At 66.7% G+C, this 13676-nt stretch carries 11 protein-coding genes; 4 read left to right on the top strand and 7 right to left on the bottom strand.

Translation table 11 applies throughout. The features are described from left to right. Window positions 1-2: 2 nt before the first annotated feature. From WKW77_RS02160 to mfd, 5 genes are all read right to left on the bottom strand, one after another. Complete coding sequence (locus WKW77_RS02160; RefSeq protein ID WP_340355169.1) at window positions 3-1529, bottom strand: acyl-CoA-binding protein; 1527 nt, start codon at window positions 1527-1529, stop codon at window positions 3-5. Window positions 1530-1532: 3 nt separating this feature from the next. After that, entirely contained in the window at window positions 1533-2915 is a 1383-nt protein-coding gene (locus tag WKW77_RS02155) for an MASE1 domain-containing protein (protein ID WP_340355168.1), read from the bottom strand. A gap of 497 nt (window positions 2916-3412) precedes the next feature. Beyond that, window positions 3413-4663: a cystathionine gamma-synthase family protein gene (locus tag WKW77_RS02150; RefSeq protein ID WP_340355167.1), complete on the bottom strand. Its 1251-nt coding sequence runs from the start codon at window positions 4661-4663 to the stop codon at window positions 3413-3415. A gap of 3 nt (window positions 4664-4666) precedes the next feature. Beyond that, entirely contained in the window at window positions 4667-5377 is a 711-nt protein-coding gene (gene serB, locus WKW77_RS02145; RefSeq protein ID WP_340355166.1) for a phosphoserine phosphatase SerB, read from the bottom strand. Further along, window positions 5374-8856 carry a transcription-repair coupling factor gene (gene mfd / locus WKW77_RS02140; RefSeq protein ID WP_340355165.1) on the bottom strand — a complete coding sequence of 1161 codons (3483 nt, stop codon included), beginning with the start codon at window positions 8854-8856 and terminating at the stop codon, window positions 5374-5376. The genes serB and mfd overlap by 4 nt, the downstream gene beginning before the upstream one ends. A 98-nt stretch (window positions 8857-8954) precedes the next feature. Here mfd and ispD point away from each other — a divergent pair, with 98 nt between their 5' ends. Next, on the top strand, window positions 8955-9665 hold the full coding sequence (ispD, locus tag WKW77_RS02135; protein WP_340355164.1) for a 2-C-methyl-D-erythritol 4-phosphate cytidylyltransferase: 711 nt from the start codon (window positions 8955-8957) through the stop codon (window positions 9663-9665). Next, entirely contained in the window at window positions 9662-10147 is a 486-nt protein-coding gene (gene ispF, locus WKW77_RS02130; protein ID WP_340355163.1) for a 2-C-methyl-D-erythritol 2,4-cyclodiphosphate synthase, read from the top strand. Before ispD ends, ispF begins: the two co-directional genes overlap by 4 nt. 3 nt (window positions 10148-10150) lie before the next feature. On the opposite strand, the gene WKW77_RS02125 is transcribed toward ispF, so the two are convergent. Both WKW77_RS02125 and ompR read right to left on the bottom strand, forming a co-directional pair. Further along, on the bottom strand, window positions 10151-11641 hold the full coding sequence (locus WKW77_RS02125; protein WP_340355162.1) for a sensor histidine kinase: 1491 nt from the start codon (window positions 11639-11641) through the stop codon (window positions 10151-10153). A gap of 30 nt (window positions 11642-11671) precedes the next feature. Beyond that, entirely contained in the window at window positions 11672-12403 is a 732-nt protein-coding gene (gene ompR, locus WKW77_RS02120; protein ID WP_088956805.1) for an osmolarity response regulator transcription factor OmpR, read from the bottom strand. 171 nt (window positions 12404-12574) lie between these two features. Between ompR and WKW77_RS02115 the strand changes: the two genes are divergently transcribed. Then, window positions 12575-12913, top strand: a complete 339-nt coding sequence (locus tag WKW77_RS02115; protein ID WP_340355161.1) for a hypothetical protein — start codon at window positions 12575-12577, stop codon at window positions 12911-12913. 85 nt (window positions 12914-12998) lie between these two features. After that, entirely contained in the window at window positions 12999-13670 is a 672-nt protein-coding gene (locus tag WKW77_RS02110; RefSeq protein WP_340355588.1) for an SIMPL domain-containing protein, read from the top strand. Window positions 13671-13676 lie beyond the last annotated feature (6 nt).

Below are 13676 nucleotides of genomic sequence, written 5' to 3'. Positions count from 1 at the left end.
CGCTACTCGCTCACCAGTTCTTGTGCGAGCGCGACATATTCGCCCATCGCTGTCTCGCGTGCGGTGCCGCGCAATCGGGCCCACGTGTCGTACTTCGCACGACCCACGGGGTCGGTCATGCCCGGGCGATCGCCAATGACATCGCCGGACTGGGCCTGCTTGTAGAGTGCGCGCAGCCGCAGCATGATCGAAGGCGAAAGGGGGCGCTGTATGGCGCCGACACGCGCGATCGCATCATTGAAAGCGGCGTCCAGCGCGGGGCCCGCAGGAGGAGGCGACACGCCCTGGTCGCGCGCGGGGCGAGGCTTCTGCGAGGCTTCGTCGCGAGCCTGTGCGGCCGCGCTCCAGAACGCATCCTCGTCGGCAGGATGGTCCGATTCATAGGTCACTGAGCGGATCCTGCGATTGCCGAAACCCAACGCGAGAGTACCGCTGGCGACCATTCCTCTGCCGGCTGCCGAAGCTGCGCTCGCGATGGGAAGCCGGACGGTATCTCCCTCGAAGATGGGCTCACGAAAGCCCGTCACTTCGAACGTGTTTCCGGACAGCGTCACGAACTGGGAAAACAGGTCGATCAGCGCATTGCGGTCCGCATAGATGCGCGCCACGGGGCTCGATCCGCGCTGATCCCAGCGGATATCGGAGGTGAAAAGCGGAAATACGTCCTCGTACCGCTTCTCGCGCATCCCTGCCATGAAGCGCGTGACGAGCGATTGAATCTCTGCCGGCGAACACGCCTCGACCGCCGCGGCGTTCGTCGTCTCCTGCGTCGCCGCGCCGAGGAATTCGAGCACGCTGGCCCCCACCTGTTCGCGATCGTTGTCCACGCAGATCATGTGATAGCTGTTTTCGAGCACGACGACACGCGCATCCGCTGCGGTTCGCGCAATGAACTCCGCCGACTTCAGGCTGGTGAGTTCATCCTCTCTCGCATGCACGACGAGCGTCGGGCAATGGATGTCTGCCGTGTCGCGCATGACCCAACGGCGCAGGCGATCCACCTCGCGGACGCATGCAAGCGGCACCCAGCTGTAGTGGAAGTTGTCTCCACGCGCGAACTTCGCCTTGACGATGTTGCGGACCAGCTCGTTCTTGATGCCGTAGGGTTCGCCCTCTTCGATCTTCATTCGCGCGGGCAGCAGCGGCAGCCGGTATGCGATGTGGCGCACGGCCCTCCACCAGGGAGTACTCCATCCGTCGATGTAGATCGGAGGCGCAAGGGTAATCAATCGTCCCTTGGTGTGTCGCTCACGCGCGCAGAGCGCGGCGGCGAGCAGCGCCCCCATGCACATCCCCATCACATGCAGCGTGTCGTACTGGCCCACGAGTTCGCGGTATTTGGCGGTGACGGCTTCGATCCAGTCTTCTGCGCGCACGGAAACCAGTGCCTCCGGCGTGGCCCCATGCCCCGGCAGCGTCAGGGCGTGCGTGTCGATGCCACAGCGCTTCAGGCGCTTGTGCATGGACCCGAGGTCGAACTGCGTCCCGCCCAGTCCATGAATCAGGAGGGCGCCAATGCGAGTTGACATGATCTAAGCCGCCTTGACTGGTTGGCGCTGCCACACGCCGGCCACGAATGCGGTGTGCCCGTTGCCATCGGAAAGCGACGAGCCCTGGTCCACGAACTCGACCCAGGTGTCGGGTGCGAGAGGTGTGGCCAGTCGAAACTTGAGGGAGGCCGGCGCGCTGGCCCCTGCCGGGGCGGGGGAGTTCCAGTGATCACGCAAGCGCTCGCGGTCAAGCGGGTGCACGCGGGCGAGGATGTGTTCGACGGTGGGAAGCAACTCGGCGGCGTGGCCGATCAGCCGCTCGACATCGCCACGCCATTGAACAACCTGGGTGCGGGGATCGACCGTGTAGGCGACCAATGCGCTGCCCGCGAGCGCAAGTTCAAGCTCCGTGCGCCATCGTTCGGCCTGGGCATACGCTTTCGCTTCGCCGTCATGCAGTGCGTGGACGATCAGCACCAGCATCGCCGACATGCCGACGTACAGCTGCGCTTGAAACAGCGAGAGCGCCGGCGATGCGGACTGCGATGCGAACGGCCCATCACCCCGTGCGGTGTATCCGAGGCAGATCAGCGTCAGCACGAGAACGGCGAGCGTGCCTCCCCGTGCGCCGCCGACGGTCGCGACGATGACGACACAGAACATCGGCAAGTAGATGGGAAGCGTGGCTCCGGCCGCATCGAACCAGTCGGCCGTGTCGCCCTCGAAGATCCACCACGTCAACGCGACCATCGTGACAAAGGCAATGCTGCCGACCATCTCGCGCGGCCCATTGCGCCGTACGGATCGTTTCGGGCGCACTTGCGCCCAGACAGCCAGCAGCGGTGCGCTGATACACACGCCAACGAAGATCGCCGCGCTCCACTCGCCGAATGGCAGCATGAAGGGCGTGCCCTTGAACATCGCGAAATAGAGCGAGCCGCCGCCGCCGAGAAGGATGGCGCTGATCAACGCCGCAACCACCACGGCGCGCAATAGATGAAGGCCCTCGAGCGGCACTTGCATCCAACGGACGACGGCCGAAGCGACCAGTGGGGAGAGACCAGCCAGCGTGCCAAGCACGAGCGACGACGGAATGTCCCGCCCACCGAAATGCGACAGCACGGACTGGACCAGTGCGAACGCGAAGGCCAGTGGGGTGCTGGATTGGGAGCGCGACAAGAGCATCGCCGCCAGGCTGACGCCGGCGGGCAGCCAGACGTAGGGGGCGCGGGTCGCCGTCGCGACGTTGAATTGCCCGGACAGGATGCCGGTCGCGATATAGAGTCCCACCCACAATGCCGCGTGAGAGAGCGGCAATCTACGGACATCAATGTTCATTTCTTTGCGGTCAAGTTGGTTCAGACGGAGGGTTTCTTTCGCACGGACCCACGCCGCGCAGCCGACCGGCCGCCCAGGCGAGTGCATGGGCAGTCGACCTCGTTCGCGAGATCGCGACCTCGGCGAGTCGGTGAGCTTCGGTGTGCGGGGGGATGGCAAGGCCCGTCGATCCAGCAATGCCGGATGCGGGCGGTGGCGTTGCCGGGCGCCTTACTCTTGCTGGGGAAAGGCCCAGTCAGGGGAACAGGGCCCGGGAGATGCTGCCTTGCGTCGTACGTGCGAAGGGGGCAATCGTATGGACACGAGGCGTCGGCTGACCATGGGAATGGTCTGAAACACGTCGGCTGCCGGGCGGCGCTTCGCGTTCCAGGGGAGCAGCTTTCCGAGCCCTCTTGAGGCGGCTTGTCGGGGGGAGTCGAGGCGGGCGGGCGACGGGCGATCTCGGCCCTGGCGCGGTCAGTCCAGCCGTTCGGAGTAGATCATGCTGCAGCCGGCGAATGCGCTCGCGCGCTGGTCGTCGGCCGTGATGACCACCTGTGCGATTCGGCCGTGAAGCCGACCCGTACCTGACCGAATCGAGGTCTTCAGGCCAGCGCCTGCCCGAAGTCGGCGATGAGTTCGTCGGCAGCTTCGAGCCCGACCGAGACCCGGACCAGCCCGTCGGCGATCCCCATCTGCGCGCGGACGGCCGGGCCGGCTTCCCAGAAGATCGTGGGCGCAACCGGAATGATCAGCGTGCGGTTGTCGCCGAGCCCCGTTGCCTTGATCGGCAATTGCAGGCGGTTGAGCGTGGCCTGCATGTCGAGGCCTTCGCGCAGTTCGAACGCCATCAGCCACGAGCCCGCCTTGAAGTGGCGCATCGCCATCGCGTGCTGCGGATGGCTTTCGAGCATCGGGTAGTGGACCGCTGCCACGGCAGGATGACTCTGGAGAAAGCGCGCGAGCGACAGCGCGGTGGCGCTGGTCTGTGCGACGCGCAGCGCGAGCGTTTCCGCGCCGAGGCTGATGCGATGGGCCTGTTCCGGCGATAGCGTCGCGCCCATGTCGCGCAGCGCCTTCTTGCGCAACTGCTGCAGGCCTTGCTGGCGCGGATCGACGCTGCGATAGCTCGGCGAGATGTTGGGATAGGCCGCCCAGTCGAAGAGACCCGTGTCCGTGACCGCGCCGCCGAGCGCCGCGCCGTGGCCGGCGATGGTCTTGGTCAGCGAGTTCACCACCAGCCCGGCGCCGACGGTCTTCGGCTGGAAGAGAGCAGGCGAGGTGATGGTGTTGTCCACCACGTAGAGCATCCCGCGTTCGCGGCACAGATCCCCGATCGCTTCGAGATCGGGGATCTGCGTGCCCGGGTTGGCGACCGTCTCGACGAACACCATGCGGGTGTTCGGTCGCAATGCCGCACGCACGTTGTCGACTGCGCAGGCATCGACCTTCGACACCGCGATGCCGAGGTCGCCCATGGTGCCGAACAGGCTGTTGGTGTTGCCGAAGACGAACTGGCTCGACACCATGTGATCGCCCGCGCGCAGAAGCGTGAGGAAGATCGCGGTCAACGCGGCCATGCCGGTCGAGAAGGACACGGTGCCGATGCCGCCTTCGAGCAGGGTGATCTTGTTTTCGAGCGCGGCGCTGGTCGGCGTGCCCTGGCGCGCATAGTTGAAGCCGCCCTTGAACGTGCCCTGGAAGACGCCGATCAGGTCCTCGACCCGGTCGAAGCCGTATTGCACTGAAGTGTGGATCGGCTTGTGGATGCCGCCGTGCTCGACGCCGAAGCGGCGGTCGGCATGCACCGTGGCGGATGCGGGCAGCGGGCCCTTCTTGTCTTCAGCGTTGCCCATGTCTCACCTCAGTACTTCGAGCAGGCGGTCCAGCCCGCCTTCGTTGATCGCGACCATGGCCTGCTCGCGCACCTTCGGCTTGGCGTGGAAGGCCACGGACAAGCCGGCCTCGCCCATCATCGGCAGGTCGTTCGCGCCGTCCCCGACGGCGATCGCCTCTTGCGGCGAGATGCCAAGCAGCGAAGCCACTTCGAGCATCGTGCGGCGCTTTTCCGCGCCATCGCAGATGTCGCCCCACGATTGCTGCACGACCTCGCCGGTGAGCTGGCCATCCGCTTCGTCGAGCAGATTGGAGCGGGCGAAGTCGATGCCGAGCCGGTCCTTCACCCGGTTGGCGAAGAAGGTGAAGCCGCCGGACACCAGCAGAACCTTGAGCCCCGCGCCCTTGCAGGCGGCCACGAGTTGCTCCGCGCCGGGATTGAGCCGCAACCGCTCATCGTAGACCTTCTGCAGCGCATCGACCGGCACGCCCTTCAGCAGCGCGACGCGGCGCCGCAGGCTTTCCTTGAAGTCCTTGATCTCGCCGCGCATCGTGGCTTCGGTGATCGCAGCCACCTCGGCCTTCTTGCCGACCGCATCGGCGATCTCGTCGATGCATTCGATGTTGATCAGCGTCGAGTCCATGTCGAAGGCGATCAGCTTGAAATCGGCGAGCTCGAGAGGAGGCGTGAAGCGCTGCACGACGAGGCCGGGTGAGATTTCCTTGGGGGTCATACCGATGCGGTTTCCTGTACTTTGGGCTGGCCCAGGCTGCGCAGCACGTCGCGCACCATCTGCGCGCGGTCCTTGGGCTCCTTGAGCTCGCGCTCGATGCGCAGCTTTTCGTTTCCGGCGAGCTTGATGTGCCTGTTCTTCTGGATGAGGTTGATGATGTTCATCGAATCGACCGGCGGGTCTTTCTTGAACGTGATGTGGATGACGCCCGGCGCGGCGTCGACCTTGGTCACGCCGTAGGGCAGCGCGAGCACGCGCAGCCGGTGCATGTCGATCAGCGTCTGCGCCTGCGGCGGCAGCTTGCCGAAGCGGTCGACGATCTCTTCGAGCAGGGTGTCGATCTGGTCGGAGGTCTTCGCGGTCGCGAGCTTCTTGTAGAACGACAGGCGCAGGTGCACGTCGCCGCAGTAGTCGTCGGGCAGCAGGGCGGGCGCGTGCAGGTTGATCTCGGTGGTCACCGACAGCGGCGAGAGCAGGTCGGGTTCCTTGCCGGCCTTGAGCGAGCGCACCGCCTCGGACAGCATCTCGTTGTAGAGCTGGAAGCCGATCTCCATCATGTTGCCGCTCTGGTTCTCGCCGAGCACTTCGCCCGCGCCGCGGATCTCCAGGTCGTGCATCGCGAGGTAGAAGCCCGAGCCGAGCTCTTCCATCTGCTGGATCGCATCGAGCCGCTGCGACGCCTGCTTGGTGAGACCGTCGATGTCCGGCACCATCAGGTAGGCATAGGCTTGGTGATGGCTGCGGCCCACACGCCCGCGCAACTGGTGCAATTGCGCGAGGCCGAACTTGTCGGCGCGGCTCATCACGATGGTGTTGGCGCTGGGCACGTCGATGCCGGTCTCGATGATGGTCGAGCACAGCAGCATGTTGTAGCGCTGGGCCACGAAGTCGCGCATCACGCGTTCCAACTCGCGCTCGGGCATCTGGCCATGAGCAACCGCGATGCGTGCCTCGGGCAGGATCTCCTCCAGCTTCTGGCGGCGGTTCTCGATGGTTTCGACCTCGTTGTGCAGGAAGTAGACCTGCCCGCCGCGCTTCAACTCGCGCAGCACCGCCTCGCGGATCACGCCGGTGCCTTCATTGCGAACGAAGGTCTTGATGGCAAGCCGGCGCTGCGGCGCGGTGGCGATCACGCTCAGGTCGCGCAGACCTTCGAGCGCCATGCCCAGCGTGCGAGGGATCGGCGTCGCGGTCAGCGTGAGGACGTCGACTTCGGCCCGCATCGCCTTCATCGCTTCCTTGTGGCGCACGCCGAAGCGATGCTCCTCGTCGATGATCAGCAGGCCGAGGTTCTTGAACTTGACCGACTGCGAGAGCAGCTTGTGCGTGCCGACCACGATGTCGACGCTGCCGTCGGCAAGCCCCTTCGCGGCGTTGGTGATCTCCTTGGCCGATCGGAAACGGCTCATCTCCGCGACCTTCACCGGCCATTTCGCGAAACGGTCGACCAGCGTCTGGTAGTGCTGTTCCGCGAGCAGCGTGGTCGGCGCGAGGAAGGCGACCTGCTTGCCGCCGGTCACCGCGACGAAGGCTGCGCGCAATGCGACCTCGGTCTTGCCGAAGCCCACGTCGCCGCAGACCAGGCGGTCCATCGGGCGCGGCGAGATCATGTCCTGGATCACCGCGTGGATCGCGGCCTTCTGGTCGGCCGTCTCGTCGAAGCCGAAGTCGTTGGCGAACACCTCGTAGTCGGCGGCCGAGAAGCGGAAGGCATAGCCTTCGCGCGCCGCGCGCCGCGCGTAGATGTTGAGCAGCTCGGCGGCCGAGTCGCGCACCTGCTCGGCGGCCTTGCGCTTGGCCTTTTCCCACTGGCCGGAGCCGAGCTTGTGCAGCGGCGCCTCGTCGGCGCTGACGCCGGTGTAGCGGCTGATCAGGTGAAGCTGCGACACCGGCACGTAGAGCGTGGCCTTGTCGGCGTATTCGAGATGCAGCATTTCCTGCATCAGCGGTTTGCCGCCCTCGCCGGTGCCCTGGCCGAGGTCCATGTTGATGAGCCCCCGGTAGCGGCCGATGCCGTGGGCGGAGTGCACGATCGGGTCGCCGACGGCGAGTTCGCTCAAGTCCTTGATCAGTGCTTCGACATCGCTGACCTGTTCCTGCTTGCGGTTGCGCCGTCGCGCGGAAGGCGCGGCAGCGAACAACTCGGTTTCGGTGACGAAGTCGATGCCCTGTTCGCGCCACGCGAAACCGGCGACCAGCGCGGCGGTGGCGATGCCGATCTTTTCGTCCGCCGAGGCTTCGAATTCCGCCAGCGAATCGAAGGCGGGCGGGCCGACGCCGCTCGCGCGCAGGAAGTCCAGCAGGCTTTCGCGGCGGCCGTCGCTTTCGGCGATGAACAGCACGCGATGCGGCGTCGCCTTGATGTGGTCCTTGAGCTTGACGAGCGGGTCGTCCGCGCCACGCACGACGGCGAAGGGCGGCAGGACGTCGAACTCCGCATAGGGCGCATCGGCAGCCACGTCGCCTCGCAGCGCGAGCTGGGCGTGCGGCTTGGCGCGCTGATAGAACTGCTCCGCGTTCAGGAAGAGGGCTTCGGGTGGCAGTGCGGGCCGCTCCGGATCGCCGCGCACGAGGCGAAAGCGTTCGCCGGTGTCCTGCCAGAAATGCTGGAACGCGGGTTCGAGGTCGCCGTGCAGCACCACGGTGGCGTCGGGCCCGAGGTAATCGAACACCGTGGCCGTCTCTTCGAAGAAAAGCGGCAGGTAGTACTCGATGCCCGCCGTGGCGACGCCGTTGCCCATGTCCTTGTAGATGCGGCTGCGCGTGGGGTCGCCTTCGAGCAGTTCGCGCCAGCGGCTGCGGAATCGCGCGCGGGCGTCGTCGTCCATCGGGAACTCGCGGCCCGGCAGCAGCCGCACTTCCGGGACGGGGTACAGGCTGCGCTGCGTATCGGGGTCGAAGGTGCGAATGGAATCGATCTCGTCGTCGAACAGGTCGACCCGGAACGGCACCGGCGAACCCATCGGGAACAGGTCGATCAACCCGCCGCGCACCGCGTACTCGCCCGGACTCACCACCTGCGTCACATGGCTGTAGCCGGCCAGCGTGAGCTGGGCCTTGAGCTTCGCTTCCTCCAGCTTCTGGCCGCTCTTGAAATGGAAGGTGTAGCCCGCGAGGAAGCCCGGCGGCGCGAGCCGGTAGAGCGCCGTGGTCGCCGGGATCAGCACCACGTCGGCTTCCTTCTGGCTGATGCGCCAGAGGGTTGCGAGGCGTTCGCTGATCAGGTCCTGGTGCGGCGAGAAGCTGTCGTAAGGCAGCGTCTCCCAGTCCGGAAAAAGTGCGCAGCGCAGTTCGGGCGCGAAGAAGACGATCTCGTCGATCAGGCGCTGGGCGTCGTTGGCGTCCGCGGTGAAGACGGCAGTTGCGCGGCCTGTGGCTTTCTCGCGTCCGGCCAGTTGCGCGAGCATGAGCGCGTCGGCCGACAGGGGCGGGCGGGGCAGCGTGAAGCGCTTGCCGGCCGTGAGTTGGGGGAGGTCCATGAAGTGCCTGGAAATGCAGAACACCCCGCGCCGACCGGCGAGGGGTGTAAGAGGCGATTCTAGAATGGCTGCCCCGATCACGCAGGCCGTTCGCATCCATGTCCGCTTCCCGTCTTTATGTCTTGATTCCCTGCGCCGGCACTGGCAGCCGCGCGGGCGGGCACGGGCCCAAGCAGTACCAGCGGGTCGCGGGCCGCCCCATGGTCGAGCACACGCTGCAGGCCTTCCGCGCGCTCAAGGGCGTTTTTGCCGGGGTGGCGCTGGTGGTTTCGCCGGACGATGCGGATGTCGGCCTCGTTCTGCAGCGTTTTCCGGCGGATGGCGAGCATCTGTTCCGCGTGGGCGGCGCCACGCGCGCCGCGACGGTGCGCAACGGACTGCGTTCGTTGCGGCAGGCCGGGGCCGGCGCGCACGACTGGGCGCTGGTGCATGACGCGGCGCGCTGCCTCGTCACGCCGACGCAGATCGAAGCGCTGATCGCCGCCTGCGAGCACGACGCCGTCGGCGGGCTGCTGGCGCACCGGCTGGCGGATACGCTGAAGGTTGCATCGCCTGACGGCCGGGTGGCGAGCACCGCGACGCGCGCCGACAAATGGCTGGCCCAGACGCCGCAGATGTTCCGCATCGGCATGCTGCTCGATGCGCTCGAGCGCGCGGGCGATGCGGTCACCGACGAGGCCAGCGCGATCGAAGCCGTCGGGCTCGCGCCGCTCCTGGTGCCGGGCAGCGGACAGAACTTCAAGTTGACCTATCCCGAGGATTTCGCGCTCGCGGATGCCGTCCTGCGCAGCCGGAAGATCCAGCCATGACCCCATTCAATCTGCGTATCGGTGAAGGCTGGGACGTTCATCAGCTCGTGGCGGGGCGCAAGCTCATGCTCGGCGGCGTCGAGGTGCCGCACACCATGGGCCTGCTCGGCCATTCGGATGCCGACGTGCTGCTGCACGCGATCACCGATGCGCTGCTGGGTGCGGCGGGGCTGGGCGATATCGGGCGGCATTTTCCCGACACGGATGCGCAGTTCCGGGGCGCCGATTCCGCCGTGCTGCTGGCCGAGGCGGCGCGGCGGGTTCGCGCAGCGGGCTGGGAAATCGGCAACGTCGACTGCACGGTCATCGCGCAAGCGCCGAAGCTCGCGTCGCACATTCCAGCCATGTGCGAACGCATCGCGGCCGTGCTCGGCGTCGAAGTCGGCCAGGTCAACGTCAAGGCCAAGACGGCAGAGAAGCTCGGGCCGGTGGGCGAAGGGCGCGCGATGGAATCACGCGCCGTGGCCCTGATCCACAGATAGGCGTCAGGCGCGAGGCTGCGGCTGGCGGTCCTTGTCCTTCGCGTGGGACGGATCGCCTTTCGCCGAGGCGGCGCGCGGCATGCGGATGTGGGCGGCGAGCCCGCGCCCCGGTGTGCTGGTGAGCGCGAACGTGCCGCCCATGCGCTCGATGTTCTTGGTGACGATCGACAGCCCGAGACCCGCGCCGGCAGCCGAGGTACGCGCCACGTCGCCGCGAAAGAACGGCTTGCTCAGCTGCGACAGCAGGGCCGGTGCGACACCCGCGCCATGGTCGCGCACCTTGATCAGCACCGCGTCGTTGTGGGCCTGCGCCTGGATCGTCACGTCGGCGACGCCGGTCGAGGGCGTCTTGCCGTAGCGCCGCGCGTTCTCGACGAGGTTGGAGATCACGCGCTGCAGTTCCACCTCGTCGGCCATGACACGCAGGTCGCCCGGCACTTCGACGGTGATCTTGATGTCCTCGTGGTCCTGCACCGCGTAGGCGCAGGCGTCGACCACGTCGCGCAGCAGCACCGGCTTGAATTCGACGTGGTCGGGGCGCGCGTAGTCGAGGAACTTGTCGATGATCGCGTCGAGCTGCGCGATGTCGGCGGCCATGTGGTCGCGCGCGTCCGGGTCGGCGACGCTCATCTCGGTTTCGAGCCGGAGGCGGGCGAGCGGGGTTCGCAGGTCGTGCGAGATGCCGGCGAGCATCACGGCGCGGTCCTGCTCGATCTTGGCGAGCTGGTCGGCCATGCGATTGAAGCCGACGTTCACCGCGCGGATCTCGTTGGTGCGGGCGCGTTCGTCCAGCCGGTGGGCCTCGTATTCGCCTTCGCGCACCTGCATCGTCGCCTGCGACAACTGCTTGAGCGGCCGGTTGATGAGCCGCGTGATCAAGGCGGCGCCGGCGAGCGACAGCGCCATCGTGGTCGCGAGCCAGATCAGCCAGGTGCGCCGGTCCAGGCGGCTGAAGCGGGTCGGGTCGACCAGCAGCCAGTAGGTGTCGCTCTCGATCGTGAAGCCGATCCACAGGCCGGGCTCGTCGTTGACGCGGCTGGCGACGGTCGTGCCTTCGCCGAGACGCGCGATCAGCTCTTCGGTGACCCGTTGGTCCAGCGCACCGCTGGTGTAGGGCAGGAAGCGGTCGCCGGGTTCGCGCGGGAGGATGCGAACGCCTTCCTGGTCGGCGAGCGTCTTGATCAGCGAGACGCGGGTGATGGCGTCGGAATACACCAGCGCCGCGCGCGTGAGATTCACGAGCGAGGCGATCTGGTGCGCGGTCTGGATCGCGCGCGGCTCGTATTCGAGCGCGCGGAAGGTCTGCAGCCAGGCGACCGTGCAGCCCACGAGCAGCAGGACGAGCAGGAAGAAGGTCCGCCAGAACAGGCTCAGGCCGAGCTGCAGCCGCGTGCGGCGCTTGCGCGACCCGTCGAGCGGGCTCGGGAGCGTCCCCTGGGTGCTGTCCTCGAGCGGGCTCGGCTGGGTGGTCTGGGGGCCGAGCGTGACGGCCATTTTGAGTTCAGTACTCCATCACGCTGTGCGTCACGTCGTGCCGTCCGGCACGAACACGTAGCCGACGCCCCAGACCGTCTGGATGTAGCGCGGCGCCGCGGCGTCGGATTCGACCAATTTGCGCAGGCGCGAGATCTGCACGTCCAGGCTGCGGTCGAAGGGCTCGAATTCGCGGCCCCGAGCGAGCTGCGCGAGCTTTTCCCGCGAGAGCGGCTGGCGCGGATGGCGCACCAGGGCCTTCAGCATCGCGAATTCGCCGGTGGTGAGCGACAGCTCTTCGCCGTCCTTCTTGAGCGTGCGCGAGCCGAGGTCGAAGCTGAACGGGCCGAAGTTGACGGTCTCGTTGTCGGTGGAGGGAGCGCCGGGCGCCTCGAGCGGCGGACGGCGGCGCAGCACCGCGTGGACGCGGGCGAGCAGTTCGCGCGGGTTGAAGGGCTTGCCGAGGTAGTCGTCGGCGCCCACCTCGAGACCGACGATGCGGTCGACGTCCTCGCCCTTGGCGGTCAGCATGATGATCGGGGTGCGGTCGTTGGCTGCGCGCAGCCGGCGGCAGACCGAGAGGCCGTCCTCGCCGGGCATCATCAGGTCGAGAACGATCAGGTCGACCGTGTCGCGAAGCAGGATCCTGTTCAGTGCCTTGCCGTCTTCGGCCACGATGACCTCGAATCCCTCCTGGGTGAGGTAGCGGCGCAGCAGGTCGCGGATGCGGGCGTCGTCATCGACGATCACGATCTTGTCAGTGCGAGCTGGAGTTTGATTCATTTTTACAACGGTGAATTTGTAACAACGCCAATTTTGAGGGTGTTGCGCGGCCGATGCGTCGCTTTAGGTATTTGTTTGACACTAAGTTACAAAACTTGCGGCCGTTAGCGCGTAGGACGTTCACGCATTGCCTTGGGATGGCAAAGTTGCTGTTGCTGTCTCACAGTCGTTATGAATAGCAACAAATTTGCACTGTCCTTGGTTCTCGCCTGCGCGTCGCTTGCCCTTCCGGCCGGTGCAGGACCCGTCGGCTACTTCCCCACCGGCGCGACCCAGCAACGCAGCTTGCGCGATGCGGTCGAAGCCCACCGTGCGGCCACCCGCGCCGAGGCCAAGCAGGGCGAGGCGATCGCGGGCCGCAGGCTGACGCCTGCCGAACTGGCGGAATTGCGTCAACAGGTACGACAACAGTCGGCGCCGCGGCTGCTTCCTCCAGAATCCATGCCGGCCGAGCGCATGGTTCCTGCGCCTGGCTTCAAGGGCGTGGCGCTGGGCAAGTCGCGCCCGTGAGCGGCGCCCGAACGGGCGCCTTGTCTTTCAAGCCGGAGGATTCAGTTTGAACAAAGCCAAATGGTTGGCGGCCGGTGCCGTCCTGATGGGGGCTTCGGCCGCCTGGTCGCAGGCCGTCACGCTTCCCTCGCCGCAGAACGTGCTGCAGTTGTCGGCCAATGCCACGGTGGAAGTCCAGCAGGATCAACTGAGCATGACGCTCTCGACGACTCGCGACGGCACGGATGCGAGCGCCGTGCAGGCACAGCTCAAGTCGGCGCTCGATGCCGCGCTTGTGGAGGCGCGCAAGAGCGCGCAGGCGGGGCAGCTCGAAGTGCAAACGGGCAATTTCACGATGTCGCCGCGCCGCAGCCGCGACGGCAAGCTCACCGGCTGGCAAGGCACTGCCGACCTGATTCTCGAAGGCCGGGATTTCCCGCGCATCGCCCAGACGGCGGGCCGGATTTCGACCCTCACGATCCGCAACGTCGGGTTCAGCCTGAGCCGCGAACAGCAGGCCAGGGTCGAGTCCGAAGCCCAGGGGCAGGCGATCGACAACTTCAAGCAGCGGGCCGACGAACTGGCCAAGCGGCTCGGTTTTGCCGGCTACACGCTGCGCGAGGTGGCGGTCAATTCGCACCTCGGCGGGCCGATCCAGCCGCGCGTGATGGCGATGGAGATGGCCAAGGCCGCCTCGGCATCGGACGCACCGGTGCCGATCGAGGCGGGCAAGACCAGCGTGGTGGTGAACGTCTCCGGGTCGGTCCAGCTGAAGTAGCCGGAC

It is taken from the genome of Variovorax ureilyticus (assembly GCF_037889935.1).
GTDB classification, from domain to species: Bacteria; Pseudomonadota; Gammaproteobacteria; order Burkholderiales; family Burkholderiaceae_C; genus Variovorax; species Variovorax ureilyticus.
Note: the sequence above shows the minus strand (reverse complement) of the source record. Positions and strands in the feature narration are given on the sequence as shown.